A 19,443-nucleotide genomic window follows, 5' to 3' on the forward strand; every position below is an offset into this window, starting at 1 on the left:
GGCCGAGTGATCGCCGGCATCGGCATCGACGTCGTGGACATCGAGCGCTTCGAGCGCTCGATCGCCCGGACCCCCGCACTCGTCGAGCGCCTGTTCGCCGAGAGCGAACGCGGTCGCGCGCCGCGTTCGCTCGCCGCCCGCTTCGCCGCGAAGGAGGCGCTCATCAAGGCGCTCGGCGGCCACGCGGTCATCCGCTGGCACGACATGCGCATCGTGCAGGACGCCGAGGGCAACCCCGACTTCGAGCTCTCGGGCGCGCTCGCGGCGCACGTCGCGGGCCTCGGCATCGATCGCGTGCACCTGTCGATGAGCCACGATGCGGGCATCGCGAGCGCCTTCGTCGTGCTCGAGGCGGTGAGCGCTCGATGAGCGGCATGACGGGGCAGGATGCCTCGGCGCACGCGTTCCGCGAGGCACTGGTCGACCTCGGCGCGATCGTGCGCAACGTGCGCACCGTCGCCGAGCGCGTCGCCCCGGCCGAGATCATCGCCGTCGTCAAGGCCGACGCGTACGGGCACGGCGCCGTCGAGTCGGCGCGCGCCGCGCTCGCCGGGGGCGCCACGAGGCTCGGCGTGGCCGACCTCGACGAGGCGTTCGAACTGCGCGACGCGGGCATCGACGCACCCGTCGTCGCCTGGCTGCACGACCCCGATGCCGACTTCGCCGCGGCCGTGCGGGCCGACGTCGAGATCGGCGTCTCGAGCCTCGCGCAGCTCGAGCAGGTCGCCGCGGCGGCCCCGGGCGCGGCAGCCCGCGTGCACCTGAAGATCGACACCGGGCTCAGCCGCAACGGCGTGAGCGAGCGCGACTGGCCGGCGGTCGTCGCGCGATCGGTCGAGCTCGAGCGCGCCGAGCGAATCGGCGTCGTCGGCATCTTCAGCCATTTCGCGAACACCTCGCGCGAGGTCGACGCCGACCAGCTCGCCGCGTTCGAGCGGGCCCTCGCGGTCGCCGAGGCGGCGGGCCTCTCGGGCCGGCTGCGTCACATCGCCTCGAGCGAGCAGGCACTGCGCGACCCCTCGTCCCGCTACGACGCCGTACGGATCGGCATCGGGCTCTACGGGCTCACCCCGTTCGGCGACGGCACGACCTCGGCCGACCTCGGCCTCACCCCGGCGATGACGCTCCGCGCGAGGGTCGCGGCGGTGCGCCGGGTCGAAGCGGGTGCCGGGGCCTCGTACGGGCACATCTGGCACGCCGACACCGAGACGACCCTCGCCCTCGTGCCGCTCGGCTACGCCGACGGCATCCCCAGGCAGGCGTCGGGGCAAGGCGCCGAGGTGCTCCTCGGCGGCCGGCGCCGGCCGGTCGTCGGCCGCGTCGCCATGGACCAGTTCATCGTCGACGCGGGCGACGATCCTGTCGCGGTCGGCGACGAGGTCGTCGTGTTCGGCGACCCCGCGACCGGCGCGCCGACCGCCGACGAATGGGGCGCCGCCGCCGGCACGATCGGCTACGAGGTCGTCACCCGCATCGGCCCCCGCGTTCCCCGCCGCTACACGGGCGGCCCGCGCACCGTGCCCTGGCCCGAGGCCGAAGACCTGTGAGCCGCGTGTTCGAGGTCGCCGACGCGGCGGCCATGGAGGAGTTCGGCCGCCGCCTCGGCGCGGAGCTGCGCGCGGGCGACCTCCTCGTGCTGACGGGGCCGCTCGGCGCGGGCAAGACGACGCTCACACGCGGCATCGGCGCCGGGCTCGGCGTGCGCGGCCCCGTGCAGAGCCCGACCTTCGTGCTCGCCCGCACCCACCCGAGCCTCGGCGACGGCCCGCCGCTCGTGCACGTCGACGCCTACCGGCTCGGCTCCGCCGAGCTCGTCGACGACCTCGACCTCGACTTCGCCCGCTCGGTCGTCGTCGTCGAGTGGGGCGCCGGGCTCGTCGAGGAGGCGGGCGACTCCTGGCTCGAGGTCGTGATCGAGCGTCCCACCGGCGCGGTGGCGGTCGACGACGTCGCGGCCGTGCTCGACGCGGGCGCCGAGGCATCCGACCTCGACGGCGACGAACCGCGCACGGTCACCCTGACCGGACCGCTCCTCGCGCGGGTGTCTGGCGCGCTCGACGCGTGACCCCGCGGTCGCCCGACCCCCTCCCGAATCGGAATTAGGCTGGAACCATGCTGCTGGCGATCGACACCTCGACGGGAACGAGCGTCGCCGTCGTCGATCGCGACCGCACGACGGGCGAGCTGCGCAGGCTCGCCGAGACCGGCACCGACGACACGATGCGCCACGCCGAGGTCATCGGCGGCTTCATCCGCGACGCGCTCGCCGAGGCGGGCGTCGAGCCGGCCCGGCTCTCGGGCGTCGCGGGCGGAATGGGCCCCGGACCGTTCACGGGCCTGCGCGTCGGCATCGCCGCGGCGCACGCCTTCGCCCTCGGCATCGACCGCCCGTTCGTGCCCGTGCCGAGCCACGACGCGATCGCCTGGAGCCGGTACGCCGCGGGCGACACCGGGGCCCTGCAGGTCGTCACCGACGCCCGTCGCCGCGAGTTCGCCGTCTCCGAGTACGACGGCCTCGACGCCGATCGGCTCCCCGTGCGACTGAGCGGTCCCGGCCTCGTGCCGCGCGACGCGCTGCCCGAGGCGATCGGCGCCCGCTTCGAGGCCGCCGTCGTCTCGGCCGCAGCTGTCGGGTTCCTCGCCGAACTCGCCTTCGCGGCCGGCCGGCTGCCGCTCGCCGACGACGCGCCGCTCTACCTGCGCGCGCCCGACGTGACTCCATCCGCCGGAAAGCGGGTGCTCCCGTGAGCGTGTTCATGCGCCGTGCGAAGACGACCGACCTCGAGGCGATCATGCGACTCGAGCGGGCCACGTTCACCGACGACGCGTGGCCCGAGGACGCGATGCGGCGCGAGATCGAGAGCCCGCACGGCTACTACCTCGTGGCGGTCGACGACGAGCACGACGAGGATGCCGCGTGGCCGCCGCTGCTCGGCTACGCAGGGCTGCTCGCACCGTCGGGCGGCGACCAGGGCGACATCCAGACCATCGCGATCGACCCCGCGGCACGCGGCATGGGCCTCGGCCGCGGGCTCATGCACGCGCTCATCACCGAGTCGCGCCGGCGGGGCATCGCGCAGCTCTTCCTCGAGGTGCGCGCCGACAACCCGATCGCGCGCTCGCTCTACGACTCGCTCGGCTTCGCCGAGATCGGCGTGCGCCCCCGGTACTACCGCAACGGGGTCGACGCCGTGCTCATGCGGCTCGAGGTTCCGCCCGCGGTCACGCGGCCCGCCGGTGCAGGAGGCGATCGATGAACACCCGTGAGCCGCTCGTGCTCGGCATCGAGACCTCGTGCGACGAGACGGGCGTCGGCATCGTGCGGGGCTCGACCCTGCTCGCGAACGTCATCGCCTCCTCGATGGAGGAGCACGCCCGCTACGGCGGCGTCGTCCCCGAGGTCGCCGCCCGGGCGCACCTCGAGGCGCTCGGCCCGACTGTCCGGGCGGCGCTCGCCGAGGCATCCGTCTCGCTCGACGACCTCGACGCGGTCGCCGTGACGAGCGGTCCCGGTCTCGCCGGGGCGCTCATGGTGGGCGTCGGCGCCGCGAAGGCGCTCGCTCTCTCGAAGGGGCTGCCGATCTACGCGGTGAACCACCTCGTCGGGCATGTCGGCGCCGATCTCCTCGACGCCGCCGATCCGCTCGAGACGCCGACCGTCGCGCTGCTCGTATCGGGCGGGCACACGTCGCTGCTCCTCGTGCGCGATCTCGTCTCCGACGTCGAGCTGCTCGGCGAGACGATCGACGACGCCGCAGGGGAGGCCTTCGACAAGGTCGCCCGCGTGCTCGGCCTGCCGTACCCGGGCGGCCCCGAGATCGACCGCGCGGCCGTCGGCGGCGACCCGGACGCCATCCGCTTCCCGCGCGGACTGACCCGCCCGAAAGACCTGGCGGCGCACCGTTGGGACTTCAGCTTCTCGGGCCTGAAGACCGCCGTCGCGCGTTGGGTCGAGCAGCGCGAGGCGGCGGGCGAGCCCGTGCCGATGGCCGACGTCGCGGCGAGCTTCCGCGAAGCCGTCGTCGACGTGCTCGTCTCCAAGGCGATCGACGCGTGCACCGAGCTCGGCGTGCCGCGACTGCTGCTGGGCGGCGGCGTCATCGCGAACGCGAGGCTCCGCGAGGTGGCGACCGAGCGCGCGGCCGCCGCGGGCATCGCGCTGCGCATCCCGCCGCTGTCGCTCTGCACCGACAACGGTGCAATGATCGCCGCGCTCGGCGCGCAGCTCGTGATGGCGGGGCATGCGCCGTCGGAGCTCGGCTTCGGCGCCGACTCGACGCTGCCGGTGACCGAGATCCAGGTCGACTGACGCAAGAATCCTGTGCGCGAGGGGGCTCGCGCGATAGTGTGGGGGCGAAACCACGGGGTCGGCGACATCGATCGCGCCCCGAGCGCCTGCCGAACCGGCAGCAGCGCACCACAACACAGCATCGAGGGGAACCACCGTGACCGACCCGAACCTTCCCGAGCAGCCCGCAGGCCAGCCCGCCGTCCCGCCGGCTCCGCCCGCTCCCGAGGTTCCCGCCGCGCCGGCCGCGCCCGCGTACGGCGCACCCGCCGCGCCCGCCTACGCCGCTCCGGCCTACGCCGCTCCCGCGAGCTCGAAGACCAACGTCCTCGCGATCGTCTCGCTCGTGTCGGCGTTCTTCATCTCGCTCGTCGCGGTCATCACCGGCCACATCGCGCTCAGCCAGATCAAGAAGACCGGCGAGCAGGGCCGCGGCCTCGCGATCGCCGGCCTGGTGCTCGGCTACATCGGCCTGGTCGTCGGCCTGATCTGGATCATCTTCGTCATCGTCGCGATGACCGTGGCCGCGTCGCAGGGTTACACCACGAGCTACTGATCCCGCCGAACCTGACGCGAATCAGAGGGGGAAGAAATGACTGATCCGAGAAATCCCGACGAGACGCCCGAGACCCCCGAGGTCCCCGGCGCACCGGTCGAGCCCGAGGTGCCGAACGTGCCCGAGCCCGACGCGCCGACTCCGACGGAGCCCGGCGTGCCGGGTGCCCCCGAGCCGGTCGTCCCGGTCGACGCCGCGGCGTCGGGTCCCGAGGTGCCCGAGGTGCCGAGCGCGCCCGAGCCGCCCGCGGCGCCCGAACCCCCGGCCCCGCCCGCGCCGCCGGCGCCGCCCGCGCCTCCGGCGTACGGCGCACCTGCGGCGACGCCCCCGGCCTACGGGTCGGCGACCCCGCCGCCTCCGCCCGCTCCGAACGCCTACGGTGCGCCCACGGCGCAGCCGGGCTACGGCGCGCCAGGCTACGCGGCGCCCGCCTACGGTGCGGCGCCCGCGAAGAAGACCCCGGTGTTCAGCCTCATCTCGCTGATCGCCGGCATCGTGGGACTCGTGGGCTTCGCCGTCGTGTTCCTGCCCTTCGTCGGCGGCGTGCTGCAGCTGTTCATCCCGGCTGCGGCCGTGGTGCTCGGCTTCATCGGCAAGAGCAAGGAGCCGCAGGCCAAGGGCATGTGGCTCACCGGCATCATCCTCGGATTCGTCGGCATCGCGATCGCGCTGCTCTCGTTCGTGCTCTGGGGTGTGCTGCTGTCGACGGCGGATCTGTACGACACGCCGTCGTACGACTACTGAGCGGCGAGATGACCGAACGCGAGGGGGCTTCGCCTGACGGCGAGGCCCCCGACCGTCTGCCGGGAGGGCCGACCGCCGGGCCGGTCCTTCCCGGCGAGGCGGGCCGACCCGACGAGCCGGCCGCCGACGAGTTGGGCCGTCTCGACGCGGCCGCCCGTCCTGCCGAGCCCGCCGTTCTCGACGAGCCGGGCGGTCCTGCCGATCCGGCCGCCGACGAGCCGGGCGGTCCTGCCGAGCCGGCCGCCGACGAGCCGGGCGGTCCTGCCGAGCCGGCCGCCGACGAGCGTCGCTCCGGCCCCGTCGATCCGCTCGCGCCCTATCGGCCTGCCGAGCCGACCTTCCGCGCCGACCCCGCGATCCTCGAGGCCGACTCCGCCGGGCCCGCCCAGCGCGAGTTCGACGTGCCGGTCGACACCGGACAGCTGCGCCGGATCTCCACCGGTCAGCTCCTCATCGTGCATCGGGCCGGCTACGACCAGGCCGAGGAGCTCGAGGAGGAGGAGCAGCAGCGCCGGGCGTTCAGCTGGGTCGCCGCCGTCACGGGCGTGATCGGCGCGGCCGCGTCGCTCTTCGTCGGCTGGATGCTGCCGCTGTCGATCGCGGCGATCGTGTTCGGCGTGCTCGGCCTGCGCCGTGAGGAGCACGGCCGCGCGCTCGCGTTCGTGGGCATCGGCACGGGGCTCGCCGGGCTCGTGTTCTCGGCCGTCTGGATCGGCTACTACGCGATCGTGTTCGGCGCGCTGCCGGTCTGAGGGCGGCGTGCTCCTGCCGCGGGAGCTCCTCAGCCGGCCGCTTCGAGCCGCTCGACGAGCAGCGCCACGTGGCGGCCCTGCTCGCGCGTGAGCACGATCGTCGCGCGGTCGGAGCCCTTCAGCTTCAACCGGGTGCGCAGCGCCGCGGGGTCGACGTCGACGCCCCGCTTCTTGATCTCGACGGTGCCGATGCCGCGCGCCTGCAGCGCCTGGCGCAGGCCCCGTTCGTCGGCGGGCAGGCGATCGAGCACTCGGAAGCCCCGCGCGAACGGCGAGTCGAACGCCGTGTCGGCGGTGAGGTAGGCGATGCCGGGGCTCAGCATCCACGCGCCGTTCGCGCGCGCGAGGTCGCCGATGAGGCGCGCCCGGATGACCGCGCCGTCGGGCTCGTAGACGTAGTCGCCGAGGGGACCGTCGGGGGCGTCCTCGCTGTCGGCCGGCGCGACGAGCTCGTGGGCCGCGTCGCCGCGGATGACGAGCGCCGAGCGCCCGATGCCGGGGCGGGCGAGCGCGCCGAGCCAGACGCCGAGCTCGACGACGTCGCCGTCGACCGAGACCCACTGCGCCTCGGCACCGGCCGGCACGACGTCGCGGTCGGTGCCCGGGCCGAGCTTCACGCCGACGGGCATGCGGTCGGCCAGCCCGAACGCGAAGTCGAGGCTCGGCGAATACGCCGAGGCATCCGCGATGCGCGTCGTGGTGCCGCCCGCCGTGGTGCGCCGCGCCGGGTCGAGCCACGCGCCGTCGATGCCGCCGAGCGCGACGTCCTCGGCTCGCGAATGCAGCACGCGGGCGTGCGGGAATGGCGTGAGGTTGAAGGCCGCGATCGCCGCCGTCACCTCGTCGGCATCGGCCGCCGTGACCTCGAGGTCGATCGCGGCCATCGCGAGCGCGTCGCCGCCGATGCCGCAGCCCAGGTCGGCGACGTGGCGCACCCCGGCACGGGAGAACCGTCCGGCGTGCAGCGCCGCGACCTGCAGTCGGGTCGCCTGCTCGAGGCCCGCCTCGGTGAACAGCATGCGGTCGGCGAAGGGGCCGAACTTGGATGCCGCCTTCGCGCGCAGCTTCGACTGGCTGAGCACGGCCGCGACGAGGCCCGCGTCGTACCCCTGCCGCCGGAGCTCGGCGACGGTCTTCACGATGTCGGCCTTCGAGTCCCATGCGGGGAGGGCGTCGAGCAGTCGCAGCCCCTCGGGGGAGAGCAGTTCGACGAGGTCGGAGCGTTCCACGCGGCAACGCTAGCATCGCGCGGGAGACCCCTGTTCGCCTCGCGTGAACGGCATTGGCACTCACGTTGCACGAGTGCCAGAACGCGCCTAGACTCGCTTTAGCACTCTCGCTCTGAGGCTGCTAACCAGTCTTCGTCAAAAGACGGCATTCGTCTAGAAAAGGGGTCAACCGTGTCGGTTTCCATCAAGCCGCTCGAGGATCGCATCGTCATCAAGCAGGTCGAGGCCGAGCAGACCACGGCGTCGGGTCTCGTCATCCCCGACACCGCGAAGGAGAAGCCGCAGGAGGGCGAGGTCGTGGCCGTGGGCCCCGGTCGCATCGACGACAACGGCAACCGCGTCCCGCTCGACGTCGCGGTCGGCGACAAGGTCATCTACTCGAAGTACGGCGGCACCGAGGTCAAGTTCGGCGGCGAGGACTTCCTCGTGCTCTCGGCCCGCGACGTGCTCGCGGTCGTCGTTCGCTGAGCGACTCGAACCCGGCGCGAACGGCCCGGATGCTTCGGCATCCGGGCCGTTCGCCGTTCCTTGCGGCGATGCGGCCGAGGTGCGCGAGCCCGAGGCATCCGATGTCGAATCGATTCGGCCGGGCCGGCCGGCGGGCGTAGGCTGTATCGGTGAATTCCCGCTCCGCACACGCCGAACACGGCGCGATCAGCCGACCGGGTCTCGGCTACGCGATCTCCGCGTACCTGCTGTGGGGCGTGCTGCCCATCTACTTCATCGCGCTGCAGCCGACCGGCTCGGTCGAGATCGTCGCCTGGCGCATCCTGCTGTCGCTCGTCTTCTGCGCGCTGCTCATCACGGTGACGCGCGGCTGGCCGAAGTTCATCGCGCTCCTGCGCAACCGGCGCGTGCTCTTCACGATGGCCGCGGCCGGCGCCCTCATCTTCGTGAACTGGGAGACCTACGTCTACGCGGCGGTGAACGAGCAGGTCGTCGAGGCGTCGCTCGGGTACTTCATCAACCCGATCGTGACCATCTTCCTCGGCGTGCTCATCCTGCGGGAACGCCTCAATCCGACCCAGTGGGTCGCCGTCGGCATCTCGATGGTCGCGGTCGTCGTGCTCGCCGTCGGGCACGGGCAGTTCCCGTGGATCGCGTTGCTGCTCGCGTTCTCGTTCGGCTTCTACGGGCTCATCAAGAAGCGCGTCGGCCCGCGCGTCGACGCCGTCTCGGGGCTCACGCTCGAGACGCTCTGGCTCGCGCCCGTGGCGGGCGTGCAGCTGTGGTGGATCGCGGCGCAGGAGGGGCTCACGATGGGCGCCTACGGTGCGTGGCACGCCGTGCTGCTCTCGCTCGCGGGCGTCGTCACGGCGGTGCCCCTGCTGCTCTTCGCGGCGGCGTCGCGGCGGCTGCCGCTCATCTACATGGGCTTCATCCAGTACTTCGCGCCGTTCATCCAGTTCATCGTCGGCGTCGCGGTGCTGGGCGAGCCGATGCCGCCCGAGCGCTGGATCGGGTTCGGCCTCGTCTGGGTCGCGCTCGCCGTGCTCACCTTCGACCTGGTGCGCAGCGCCCGGTCCGCGAGGCGCGTCTTCGCCGAACCGGTCTGACGTCGCGCGAGGGCGCGAGGATGGCGGATTCCGCAGCGGATGCCGTCGTATGACGCGGATTTCGTGCGTCCGACCCCCGAAAAGGTGTCGAGCGGGTAACGATCCGGCCGGTGTTACCGGGTTGTGACCGGGGTGACTTGTCTCGGTGGGATGCCCCGGCATACTGTCGATCAACGGCGTCGTTACGGCGCTTGATCGTGTAACGAAATTCCTTCAGTCCCAAGGAGCAACATGAGCGTCTTCGCGAAGGCTTCGGCCAAGCGTTCTGCGCGCGCTGCATGGACGGGTCTCGCCATCGTCGGCGTCAGCACCCTCCTGCTCACCGCGTGCACTTCAGGCGGCACCCCGTCGTCGACCGAGAGCGAGAAGCCCGCCGACACCGGCGACGCCCAGCCCGTCGAGGCCGGCGACCGCGACCTCACGCTGAAGGTCGGCCAGATCGCGCCGCAGTCCGGCACCCTCGCGGTGCTCGGCCCGCCCCAGATCGCGGCCGCGCAGCTCGCGGTGAACGACATCAACGCCGCCGACCTCGGCATCACGGTCGAGCTGACCCTCCGCGACGAGGGCGACAGCACGGTCGATGTCGCGACCGGTTCGGTCACCGACCTGCTCTCGCAGGACGTCGCGGCCATCTCGGGCGCTGCGGCCTCCGCGACGACCCGCAACATCTACGAGCAGGTCACGAGCGCGGGCGTCGTGCTCATGTCGCCGTCGAACACGGGTCTCGACCTGTCGTCGATCAACGACAACGGCCTGTACTTCCGCACCGCGCCGTCCGACCTCCTCCAGGGCGAGGTGCTCGGCAACCTGGTCGCCGAAGACGGCAACTCGACGCTGGGCATCATCTACCAGAACGACGCCTACGGCACCGGCTTCGCCGACGCCACCAAGAAGGCGTTCGAGGGTGCCGGCGGCGAGGTCGTGGCCGAGTCGTCGTTCAACACGGGCGACACGAACTTCTCGACCCAGATCGGCGACGTGACGGCCCAGAACCCCGACGCGATCGTCATCATCTCGTTCGACGAGGCGAAGGTCATCATCCCCGACCTGGTCGGCACGGGCTTCCCCGGTGACAAGATCTACCTCACCGACGGCAACCGGCTCGACTACAGCGCCGACTTCGCCCCGGGCCTCATCAAGGGCGCGCACGCGACCACGCCCGGTCTCGACCTCGCGACGCTCGGTGACTTCACCGACCGCCTGAAGGAGATCGACCCGAGCCTGACCGACTTCACCTACGCGGCGGAGTCGTACGACAACATCGTGCTGTTCGCCCTCGCGGCCTACGCGGCCAACGAGGCGAGCGGTCAGTCGATCGCCGACTACCTCACGCAGGTGTCGGGCTCGACCGGCGACGGCGAGAAGGTCACCTCGTTCGAAGACGGCGCGAAGGCGCTCGCCGAGGGCAAGCAGATCGACTACGACGGTCTGTCGGGCCCGATCTCGTTCGACGAGAACGGCGACCCGCAGGGCGCCACGATCGGCATCTACGAGTACAACGACCAGAACGTCTCGGAGCGCATCAACTAAGCGTTCAGCGACATTCGGAACGGCCCCGGCGCATCGCGCCGGGGCCGTTCTCGTGCTCTCGTGCGCGCAGATACGCGCTCGCCCGCTCGTCGCGTCGCCGCAGCTCCGGCGCGCGTGGGAGGCGTGGGGATCGAGTGGGCGCATATCGCCCTGAAACACGCTCTGCAGGGGCGATATTGGCCCACTCGAGGCTCATGGCATGGCATGGCATGGCATGGCGTGGCGTGGCGTGGCATGGCATGGCATGGTGTGGCGTGGCGTGGCGTGACGTGGGCCCGGGCGGTCCAGCGACGTGTGGCGGGGCGCTGGTCGGGCGGGTGGTTCAGGCGCGACGTGGCGCGCTGTCGGGGACGGCCTTCAGCCGCGAGACGTGGCCCGCACGCCAGACAGCGGCGCCGCCGTCGACGAACGAGAACGGGCGGATGCCGCAGCATCCGCCCGTTCTTCGGTGAGGGGTTCCGGTCAGTCGTCGTCCTGGCCGAGCGTGCCCAGGTAGAGCCCGATGACCTTCGGGTCGTTGAGCAGCTCGCGGCCCGTGCCCGTGTAGGCGTCGCGGCCCTGGTCGAGCACGTAGCCGCGGTCGCAGATCTGCAGGCAGCGGCGCGCGTTCTGCTCGACCATGATGGTGGTCACCCCGGCCTTGTTGATCTCCTTCACGCGCAGGAACGCCTCGTCTTGACGGACGGGCGAGAGGCCGGCGCTCGGCTCGTCGAGCAGCAGCACGTGCGGGCCCATCATGAGCGCGCGCGACATCGCGACCATCTGGCGCTCGCCGCCCGAGAGCGATCCGGCGCGCTGGCCGAGCCGCTTGCCGAGCTCGGGGAAGATCGCCGTGACGAACTCGAGCCGCTCGGTGATGCCCTTCGGGCGCAGGTAGATGCCCATCTCGAGGTTCTCGCGGATCGTGAGCGACGGGAACACGTTGTTCGTCTGGGGCACGAACCCGACGCCCTTCGCGACGAGCTTGTTCGCCTTGAGGTTCGTGATCTCCTCGCCGTTCAGGAAGATGCCGCCGTCGCGCACCTTCACGAGGCCGAAGATCGACTTGAGCAGCGTCGACTTGCCGGCGCCGTTCGGGCCGATGATGCCGATCAGCTCGCCGGGAGCCGCGGTGAGCGAGCACCCGTTGAGGATGTTCACCCCCGGCAGGTATCCGGCGGTGATGTCGCGCACCTCGACGACGAGATCGCCGGCGGCCGGCTGCTCGATGGCGGGGGCGGGGCTACTGTTCGTCATCGATGAGCTCCTTCAGCGCTTCGACGTGACCGGTGTCGGCTGCGCCGAGATCCTGGTCGTGGTGCTGGCCGAGGTAGGCGTCGATCACGGCCTGGTCCTGCATGACCGTGTGCGGGTCGCCCTCGGCGACGACCTTGCCCTCGGCCATCACGATCACCCAGTCGGCGATGTGGCGCACCATGTGCATGTCGTGCTCGACGAAGAGCACCGTCATGCCCTGGGTCTTCAGGTCGAGGATGTGATCGAGCAGCGACTGGGTGAGCGCGGGGTTCACGCCGGCCATCGGCTCGTCGAGCATGACGAGCGTCGGGTCGCTCATGAGCGCCCTGGCCATCTCGAGGAGCTTGCGCTGACCGCCCGAGAGGCTCGCGGCGTAGTCGTCCTTCTTGGCGTCGAGCTTGAAGCGGCCGAGGAGCTCGAGTGCCTTCTGCTCGATCTCGTCGTCCTGCTTGCGCCACAGGAACGGCAGCAGGGCCCGGAACGCGTTCTCGCCCCGCTGGCCCGTCGCCCCGAGCTTCATGTTGTCCATGACGGTCAGGAGGCCGAGCGCCTTCGTGAGCTGGAAGGTGCGGATGAGGCCCATGCGCGCGACCTTGAACGCGGGGACGTGCGCGAGCGACCTGCCGTCGAAGCTCCAGTTGCCGGTGTCGGGCTTGTCGAACCCGGTCAGCAGGTTGAAGAACGTCGTCTTGCCGGCGCCGTTGGGGCCGATGAGGGCCGTGATGGCGCCGCGCGGGATCTCGACGTGCGCGACGTCGACCGCGGTGAGGCCGCCGAACGTGCGCTTGACGCCGTCGGCGATCAGGATCGGATCGGTCTTCTTGCAGCCCGGTGCGGCGTCGCCGACGTGCAGGCCGACGGACTTGACCGGCTTCTTCGTGGGAACGGCGTCACTTGACAAAGGACATCTCCTTCTTGTTACCGAGCATGCCCTGTGGTCTGAACACGACCATGAGCATGATCGCCACGCCGACGAGGATGAATCGGAGCTGGCCCGACTGCACCTCGGTGATCGGCAGCCAGCCGGCCTCGACGGCCCGCGCGACGAAGCCCGAGAAGAACGACAGCACGACCCAGAACACGATCGAGCCGAGCACGGGGCCGAGCACGGTCGCGGCCCCGCCGAGCAGCAGGATCGCCCACGTGAAGAATGTCAGCGAGGTCGCGTAGTTCGCCGGGACGACGGCGCGGGGCAGGATGAAGATCATGCCCGCGAACGTGCCGAACACGCCGCCGAGGATGAGGCTCTGCATCTTGTACGAGTAGACGTTCTTGCCGAGCGACCGCACGGCGTCCTCGTCTTCGCGGATGCCCTTGAGCACGCGGCCCCACGGGCTGCGCATGAGCAGCCAGACGAGCACGCAGGCGATCGCGACGATCACCCACGCGACGAGGATGCTCCACCAGTCGTTCGCGCTGAACACCCACGGGCCGAAGCCCGCCGTGCCCTCGAAGGTGAACGGGTTGAGCGCGCGGAATCCGTCTTTGTACTCGCTCAGGCCGTTCGCCGAACCCGTGACGTCGCGGAACGTGTTGGTCGTGAACAGCAGTCGCAGGATCTCGGCCGCCGCGATCGTCACGATCGCGAGGTAGTCGGCGCGCAGACGCAGCGTCGGGATACCGAGGATGAGCGCGAAGACGACGGACGCCCCGACGCCGACGAGCACGGACGCCCACACCGGGAACCCGAACGTCAGGGTCGAGATCGCGTAGCCGTAGGCGCCGAGCGCCATGAAGCCGGCCTGGCCGAAGTTCAGGAGGCCCGTGTAGCCGAAGTGCACCGCGAGGCCGAGGGCCGCGAGCGCGTAGGCGGCGGTGGTCGGGCTCAGCACCTCGACGGCCGCGTTCGAGAAGATTGCTCCCCAGTCGATCATTTCGGGCCTCCTAGCCGATCCGCTCTCGGCGACCGAGGATGCCCTGCGGACGCAGCAGCAGCACGAGGATGAGGATCACCAGTGCCGCGACGAACTTCATGTCTGCCGGGATCCAGAGCGTCGAGAGCTCGACGAACAGTCCGACGATGAGGGAGCCGATGAGGGCTCCGAACGCGGTGCCGAGCCCGCCGAGGGTGACGGCCGCGAACACGAGCAGCAGGATCTGGAAGCCCATGTCCCAGCTCGCGCCCGGTCGGTAGTAGGCCCAGAGGATGCCGCTGAGGCCCGCGAGCGCGGCGCCGAGCACCCACACGATGCGGATCGTGCGGTCGACGTCGATGCCGCTCGCGGCGGCGAGGCTCGGGTTGTCGGACACCGCGCGCGTCGCCTTGCCGATGCGGGTGCGCAGCAGGAAGAACGCGACGGCGAGCAGGACCACGATGCTGATGCCCATGCTCGCGACATCGACCCACGACAGCGACAGCGGCCCGAGGTGGAACTCCGCCGGCGCCGCGCCGGGCAGCTGCCGGGTGCGTCCGCCGTAGAAGAACTGGTAGGTGTACCGCATCGCGAGGGCGAGGCCGATGCTCACGATCATGAGCTGGATGACGCCGACGCCGCGTCGTCGCAACGGCTTCCACAACGCCGCATCGAGGGTCCAGCCGAGGCCTGCGCTCAAGATGATCGCGATGAGGATCGCGATGGCGATCGGCAGGCCGAGGATGTTGGCGAACGTCAGGGTCATGAGCGCGCCGAACGTGATCATCTCGGAGTGCGCGAAGTTGCTGAGCCCCGTGGTGCCGTAGATGAGCGACAGCCCGATCGCCGCGAGAGCGAGCAGCAGGCCGAAGTTCAGGCCGTTGACGACGCGGTTGACGAGCTGGTCGAAGAACGACACAGTCACCCGCGTGCCTTCGCCGAGGAAGAAGTTCACCGACTTGTTGTTCGTCAGCCCGAACTCCGCCGTGCGGGGGTTCTCGCCCTTCGACACGACGACGCCCTTGGGCAGCGTGTCTTCATCGAGCTCGACGGTGTACTCGGTCTTCTCGGGCACGCCGATGGTCCACTTGCCGTCGGCGTCGGTCTCGGTGTCGGCGGAGAATCCGCCGCCCTCGACCGTGATCTTCACGCCTTCGAGCGGTTCGTCGTTGTACTGCACATTGCCCGAGAAGTGGTACTCGAACTCGTCGGAAGCCGAGGCCGCACTCCCATCCTCCGCCATCGCAGGGGACGCTGCGATGCCGGACAGAGTGAGTGCGGACAGGAGTATTCCGAGGAGAAGGAGCCACCTCCCGCGAGAGCGAGTCTGGACAGATCTCGTGGGTTCCACTGCACCTCCAAGGGGTCACCGGAGAGCGTGGTGAGACCTCCGGGACCGGTCCTTTCCGCCGACGGCGTCGTCGACGGTACCTGCCGATTATGACCCATGCTCGGCGTGCCCGTGTGCTGTCGCCCGTCACCGGCCGCCGTTTGTGCTGGATCGTTATGAAGATCGGGGGGAATGCCCGCGGCGAGAACTCGCTTAACATTGATGCACCGCCACCTCCACCCACCACGCCGACCGGCTCGGGTGTTCGACACGAAGGGAAGTCATGGATCAGGCAGATCCGTTCGGATTCACTGGACTCACGTACGACGACGTCCTCCTCCTGCCAGGTCACACCGACGTGATCCCCTCCGAGGCCGACACGGCCTCGCGGCTCACCCGCCGCATCACCGTCGCCACGCCGCTGCTGTCGGCCGCGATGGACACCGTCACCGAGGCCCGCATGGCGATCGCCATGGCGCGCCAGGGCGGTATCGGCATCCTGCACCGCAACCTGTCGATCGAAGACCAGGCCGACATGGTCGACCGCGTCAAGCGCAGCGAGTCGGGCATGGTCTCCAACCCCGTGACGACGACGCCCGACGCCTCGGTCGCCGATGTCGACGCGCTGTGCGCCATGTACCGCGTGAGCGGCCTTCCGGTGGTCGACGACGAGGGCAAGCTCGTCGGCATCATCTCCAACCGCGACATGCGCTTCGTCGCCGACTTCGAGAAGCCGTCGACGAAGGTCTCCGAGGTCATGACGAAGATGCCGCTCATCACGGGCCGGGTCGGCATGAACCCCGACGAGGCGCTCGCGATCTTCGCGAAGCACAAGGTCGAGAAGCTTCCCCTCGTCGACGACGAGGGCCACCTCACGGGCCTCATCACCGTGAAGGACTTCGACAAGAGCGAGCAGTACCCGAACGCCACGAAGGACGACGAGGGCCGCCTCCGCGTGGGCGCGGCGATGGGCTTCTTCGGCGACGCGTGGGAGCGCGCCGAGGCGCTGCGCGACGCGGGCGTCGACGTGCTCGTGGTCGACACCGCGAACGGCGAGTCGGCGGGCGTGCTCGACATCATCCGCCGCCTGAAGGCCGACCCGACCTTCGCCCACATCGACGTCATCGGCGGCAACGTCGCGACCTACGAGGGCGCCAAGGCGCTCGTCGAGGCCGGCGCCGACGCCGTCAAGGTCGGCGTCGGGCCCGGCTCGATCTGCACCACACGCGTCGTCGCGGGTGTCGGCGTGCCGCAGATCACCGCCGTCTACGAGGCATCCAAGGCGACGAAGCCGGCCGGCGTGCCGCTCATCGCCGACGGCGGCCTGCAGTACTCGGGCGACATCGCGAAGGCGCTCGTCGCCGGGGCCGACACGGTCATGCTCGGTTCGCTCCTCGCGGGCACCGCCGAGAGCCCGGGCGAGCTCGTCTTCCAGAACGGCAAGCAGTTCAAGGCCTACCGCGGCATGGGCTCCCTCGGCGCCCTGCAGACGCGCGGCAAGAAGACCTCGTACTCGAAGGACCGCTACTTCCAGGCCGACGTGCCGAGCGACGACAAGCTGATCCCCGAGGGCATCGAGGGCCAGGTGCCGTACCGCGGCCCGCTGTCGGCCGTCGCGTACCAGCTCATCGGGGGCCTCCGCCAGTCGATGTTCTACGTCGGTGCGCGCACGATCGCCGAGCTCAAGACCAAGGGCCGCTTCGTGCGCATCACGCCCGCGGGCCTCAAGGAGTCGCACCCGCACGACGTGCAGATCGTCGTCGAGGCGCCGAACTACACGCGCTGACGCGCGGCCGCCCGACGAGGTGGACGCGCTGGAGTACGCCCGCATCGTGCAGAAGCACGTGCTCGTGCGCGATCCCGACGCGGTCGAGCGCGTGCTCGTCGGCGAGGCGCCGGCCTATGCCGGGCGCCTCGCCGAGATCGCCGGGGCCGCGCGGCGGGAGGCCGAGCAGGTGCGGCCGCGGCTGCTGGAGGAGCTGCAGGCCTCCCCGTCGGAGGCCGCGAAGGACGCGGCTCGTGCCGTCGGACCGATGCGCGGGCGCACCGGGTGCGGCCTCCTCATCGCGCTCCTCGCGGTCGCCGCGGCGTTCGCGTTCTTCTTCTCCCGGGCGAAGCTCGATCCGGCCGACATGATGCCGTATGCGATGGTGCTGCTCGCGGTGGCCGCGATCGGGTGCGCGATCGCGGCGCTGCCGATCCGCCGAGCCGATCCGCCGGGCCCGGCGGTCGCGTTCACGAGCGCGGCCTTCGCGATCCTCAGCGCTCTCACGATGTGGCCGTCGGTGTGGGTGGTGACGAGTGTCGATCGGCAGCTCGTCCCGTGGCTGTGGCTCGGTGCCGCCGCGACGCTCACGACGGGCGCGATCGCGGTCGCCGGTGCGGTCGCGCGGCACCGGCTGCCGAGCGAGGTCGAACGCGAAGCGGTCGTCGACGACTTCCGGGCACGGGTGCAGGCCGGACTGCGCGCGGCGCGCGAACGCGCGGTGGACGACGCGGTCGCCGCCTATGCGCTCCTCGCGCCCGAGCAGCGCGCCTCGCTCGAGCGGACGCAGCTCGCGGTGCGCGCCGAACTGCAGCGCCGCGGCATCCCCGTGCCGGCCGACACGCCGGTGCCTCCGGGCGTCGGCATGGTCGGACGGGCCGTCGAGCTCGGGGCCGCCGCGTCGGGTGCCGCGATCGGGCCGTGAGCGTCGACGACTACACCAGCTCCCTGATGTAGCAGAGCATGCGGTAGTCGGTGCCCGGCTCGATGTTCACGAAGCCGTGGCGCTCGTAGAACCGGCGGGCGTCGACGTCGACCTCGTCGACGTTGATGTGCATCTCGCCGCCCCCTCGGCGGAGCACCTCGGCGATCGCATGCCCGAGGAGCGCCGTGCCGATGCCGTCGCCGCGCCGGGCGGGCACGACGTAGAGCTCGTCGAGCACGGCGAGCAGGCCCTCGCAGTACACCGTGGGTCGCAGGGTCACGACGGCGTAGCCGGTCGGCTCCGCTCCGTCGCCCGAGAACAGCACGAACCCGTCGGGGTCGGCGATGAGCCGGCGGAAGCGGGGTTCGAGCTCGTCGCGGGTCGGGGTGGGGGTGTCGAACTCCTCGGCGAACTCGACCTGCAGGCGGGCCGCGGTCGCGGCGTCGTCGACGCCGGCGAGGCGGATGCCGCGGGGCGAGGCATCCGGTCGCCGGACGCCGCCCGTGCTCATGCGTCGCCGCCGGCCGCGTCGGCGAGCCGGGTGATCGCCTCGGCGAGCACCTCGGGCGTGCACGCGAAGTTCAGCCGCACGTGGCCGCGCCCGACCTGCTTGCCGAACATCGTGCCGATGCCGAGGGCGACCCTCGCCCGCTCGAGTGCGACCTCGGCGGGGTCGTCGCCCCAGCCGAGCGACGAGAGATCGAGCCAGGCGAGGTAGGTCGCGTCGGGGATGCGGTAGCGCACGCCCGGCAGCTCGTCGGCGATGAGCTCGGCGAGCAGGCGCCGGTTGTCGTCGAGGCTCGCGAGCACGCCGTCGAGCCAGTACCCGCCCTCGCGGAAGGCGGCGACCGAGGCGATCGAGCCGAACTGGCTCATGCGCCACTCGACCTCGTAGGGCATGGCACGGCGCACCGCGTCGCCGCGGTCGGACGCCGTGACCATCATGGCCGCCTTGAGGCCCGCGAGGTTGAACGCCTTCGACGCGGCCGTCACCGTGACGCCGTGCTCGCGCGCGGCGTCGGAGACCGTCAGGAACGGCGTGTAGACGGTGCCCGGCTGCGACAGCGGCCCGTGCACCTCGTCGGAGACGATCGTCACCCCGTGGCGCGCGGCGATCTCGGCGAGGGCGGCCAGGTCGTCGCGCGGCGGAACCAGCCCGATCGGGTTGTGCGGGTTGCAGAGCAGCATGGCCTTCGCGCCGGCCGCGAACGCCGCGTCGATGCCGTCGAGGTCGAGCGCCCACCCCTCGTCGATGCCGCCGCGCATGGGCACCTCGACGACCCGCGCCGACGCCTCGGTCACGATGTCGAAGAACGGGGGATAGATGGGCGGCGTCACGATGACCGCGTCGCCCGGCGTCGTCACCTGGCGAAGCACCTCGACGAGTCCCATCGCGACGTCGCCCGTGCACGTCACGCGCGCCGGGTCGACCTCCCACCCGAACCGCTCGGCGGCGAACGGCGCGAACGCCTCGGCGACCGCCCGGCTGCCCGCGGCGTAGCCCGTGTCGGAGCGGTCGATCGCGGCGTGCAGCGCCGCGGCGACCGGCTCGGCGAGCGGATAGTCCATCTCGGCGACGGGCAACGGCAGCACGTCGGCGTCGTAGTGCCGCCACTTCTCGCTCGTGCGGGTGCGGAGGGCGTCGAGGGGCTCAGCGGCGATGCGATGCATGCCTCCAG

At 71.3% G+C, this 19,443-nt stretch carries 21 protein-coding genes; 14 read left to right on the forward strand and 7 right to left on the reverse strand.

Features of this window, described 5'->3' with window-relative positions; all coding sequences use genetic code 11:
* Nucleotides 1-6: 6 nt before the first annotated feature.
* From AC3RJ6_RS10335 to AC3RJ6_RS10375, 9 genes are all read left to right on the forward strand, one after another.
* Entirely contained in the window at nt 7-369 is a 363-nt protein-coding gene (locus tag AC3RJ6_RS10335) for a holo-ACP synthase (RefSeq protein WP_491426960.1), read from the forward strand.
* On the forward strand, nt 366-1,547 hold the full coding sequence (gene alr / locus AC3RJ6_RS10340) for an alanine racemase (RefSeq protein ID WP_491426961.1): 1,182 nt from the start codon (nt 366-368) through the stop codon (nt 1,545-1,547). The genes AC3RJ6_RS10335 and alr overlap by 4 nt, the downstream gene beginning before the upstream one ends.
* Before the next feature lie 32 nt (nt 1,548-1,579).
* Nucleotides 1,580-2,065, forward strand: a complete 486-nt coding sequence (gene tsaE / locus AC3RJ6_RS10345) for a tRNA (adenosine(37)-N6)-threonylcarbamoyltransferase complex ATPase subunit type 1 TsaE (RefSeq protein ID WP_491427164.1) — start codon at nt 1,580-1,582, stop codon at nt 2,063-2,065.
* Between the two features lie 47 nt (nt 2,066-2,112).
* Nucleotides 2,113-2,748 carry a tRNA (adenosine(37)-N6)-threonylcarbamoyltransferase complex dimerization subunit type 1 TsaB gene (tsaB, locus tag AC3RJ6_RS10350; protein ID WP_491426962.1) on the forward strand — a complete coding sequence of 212 codons (636 nt, stop codon included), beginning with the start codon at nt 2,113-2,115 and terminating at the stop codon, nt 2,746-2,748.
* Nucleotides 2,745-3,257: a ribosomal protein S18-alanine N-acetyltransferase gene (gene rimI, locus AC3RJ6_RS10355; RefSeq protein ID WP_491426963.1), complete on the forward strand. Its 513-nt coding sequence runs from the start codon at nt 2,745-2,747 to the stop codon at nt 3,255-3,257. The genes tsaB and rimI overlap by 4 nt, the downstream gene beginning before the upstream one ends.
* Nucleotides 3,254-4,309 carry a tRNA (adenosine(37)-N6)-threonylcarbamoyltransferase complex transferase subunit TsaD gene (tsaD, locus tag AC3RJ6_RS10360; protein WP_491426964.1) on the forward strand — a complete coding sequence of 352 codons (1,056 nt, stop codon included), beginning with the start codon at nt 3,254-3,256 and terminating at the stop codon, nt 4,307-4,309. The genes rimI and tsaD overlap by 4 nt, the downstream gene beginning before the upstream one ends.
* Before the next feature lie 136 nt (nt 4,310-4,445).
* On the forward strand, nt 4,446-4,844 hold the full coding sequence (locus AC3RJ6_RS10365) for a DUF4190 domain-containing protein (protein ID WP_491426965.1): 399 nt from the start codon (nt 4,446-4,448) through the stop codon (nt 4,842-4,844).
* 36 nt (nt 4,845-4,880) lie between these two features.
* Nucleotides 4,881-5,588: a DUF4190 domain-containing protein gene (locus AC3RJ6_RS10370; RefSeq protein ID WP_491426966.1), complete on the forward strand. Its 708-nt coding sequence runs from the start codon at nt 4,881-4,883 to the stop codon at nt 5,586-5,588.
* Between the two features lie 8 nt (nt 5,589-5,596).
* Nucleotides 5,597-6,340 carry a DUF4190 domain-containing protein gene (locus tag AC3RJ6_RS10375; protein WP_491426967.1) on the forward strand — a complete coding sequence of 248 codons (744 nt, stop codon included), beginning with the start codon at nt 5,597-5,599 and terminating at the stop codon, nt 6,338-6,340.
* A 29-nt stretch (nt 6,341-6,369) separates the two neighbouring features.
* Here AC3RJ6_RS10375 and AC3RJ6_RS10380 read toward each other — a convergent pair whose 3' ends face one another.
* A complete protein-coding gene (locus tag AC3RJ6_RS10380; RefSeq protein WP_491426968.1) occupies nt 6,370-7,569 on the reverse strand; it encodes a class I SAM-dependent methyltransferase in 1,200 nt (399 codons plus the stop codon).
* Between the two features lie 171 nt (nt 7,570-7,740).
* Here AC3RJ6_RS10380 and groES point away from each other — a divergent pair, with 171 nt between their 5' ends.
* From groES to AC3RJ6_RS10395, 3 genes are all read left to right on the forward strand, one after another.
* A complete protein-coding gene (gene groES, locus AC3RJ6_RS10385; RefSeq protein WP_022889766.1) occupies nt 7,741-8,037 on the forward strand; it encodes a co-chaperone GroES in 297 nt (98 codons plus the stop codon).
* Nucleotides 8,038-8,186: 149 nt separating this feature from the next.
* Complete coding sequence (rarD, locus tag AC3RJ6_RS10390; RefSeq protein ID WP_491426969.1) at nt 8,187-9,125, forward strand: EamA family transporter RarD; 939 nt, start codon at nt 8,187-8,189, stop codon at nt 9,123-9,125.
* Nucleotides 9,126-9,356: 231 nt separating this feature from the next.
* Nucleotides 9,357-10,655, forward strand: coding sequence for an ABC transporter substrate-binding protein (locus AC3RJ6_RS10395; RefSeq protein ID WP_491426970.1), 1,299 nt, complete (start codon nt 9,357-9,359; stop codon nt 10,653-10,655).
* A 462-nt stretch (nt 10,656-11,117) separates the two neighbouring features.
* Here AC3RJ6_RS10395 and AC3RJ6_RS10400 read toward each other — a convergent pair whose 3' ends face one another.
* From AC3RJ6_RS10400 to AC3RJ6_RS10415, 4 genes are read right to left on the reverse strand one after another with little or no spacing between them, the layout of a single operon-like run.
* Nucleotides 11,118-11,891 (reverse strand): ABC transporter ATP-binding protein, encoded by a 774-nt coding sequence (locus AC3RJ6_RS10400; RefSeq protein WP_491426971.1) that lies wholly within the window; start codon nt 11,889-11,891, stop codon nt 11,118-11,120.
* Nucleotides 11,878-12,792 (reverse strand): ABC transporter ATP-binding protein, encoded by a 915-nt coding sequence (locus AC3RJ6_RS10405; protein WP_491426972.1) that lies wholly within the window; start codon nt 12,790-12,792, stop codon nt 11,878-11,880. Before AC3RJ6_RS10405 ends, AC3RJ6_RS10400 begins: the two co-directional genes overlap by 14 nt.
* Entirely contained in the window at nt 12,782-13,762 is a 981-nt protein-coding gene (locus AC3RJ6_RS10410) for a branched-chain amino acid ABC transporter permease (protein WP_491427165.1), read from the reverse strand. Before AC3RJ6_RS10410 ends, AC3RJ6_RS10405 begins: the two co-directional genes overlap by 11 nt.
* A 13-nt stretch (nt 13,763-13,775) precedes the next feature.
* Nucleotides 13,776-14,987 carry a branched-chain amino acid ABC transporter permease gene (locus AC3RJ6_RS10415; protein ID WP_491426973.1) on the reverse strand — a complete coding sequence of 404 codons (1,212 nt, stop codon included), beginning with the start codon at nt 14,985-14,987 and terminating at the stop codon, nt 13,776-13,778.
* Nucleotides 14,988-15,357: 370 nt separating this feature from the next.
* Between AC3RJ6_RS10415 and guaB the strand changes: the two genes are divergently transcribed.
* On the forward strand, nt 15,358-16,860 hold the full coding sequence (guaB, locus tag AC3RJ6_RS10420) for an IMP dehydrogenase (protein ID WP_491426975.1): 1,503 nt from the start codon (nt 15,358-15,360) through the stop codon (nt 16,858-16,860).
* Between the two features lie 46 nt (nt 16,861-16,906).
* Complete coding sequence (locus AC3RJ6_RS10425) at nt 16,907-17,764, forward strand: hypothetical protein (protein WP_491426976.1); 858 nt, start codon at nt 16,907-16,909, stop codon at nt 17,762-17,764.
* Between the two features lie 10 nt (nt 17,765-17,774).
* On the opposite strand, the gene AC3RJ6_RS10430 is transcribed toward AC3RJ6_RS10425, so the two are convergent.
* Both AC3RJ6_RS10430 and AC3RJ6_RS10435 read right to left on the reverse strand, forming a co-directional pair.
* The gene (locus tag AC3RJ6_RS10430; RefSeq protein WP_491426977.1) at nt 17,775-18,275 is read right to left on the reverse strand and encodes a GNAT family N-acetyltransferase; all 501 of its coding nucleotides are present in this window, start codon (nt 18,273-18,275) and stop codon (nt 17,775-17,777) included.
* Entirely contained in the window at nt 18,272-19,435 is a 1,164-nt protein-coding gene (locus AC3RJ6_RS10435; protein ID WP_491426978.1) for a MalY/PatB family protein, read from the reverse strand. The genes AC3RJ6_RS10430 and AC3RJ6_RS10435 overlap by 4 nt, the downstream gene beginning before the upstream one ends.
* Between the last annotated feature and the right edge of the window lie 8 nt (nt 19,436-19,443).

It is taken from the genome of Agromyces cucurbitae (assembly GCF_058349945.1).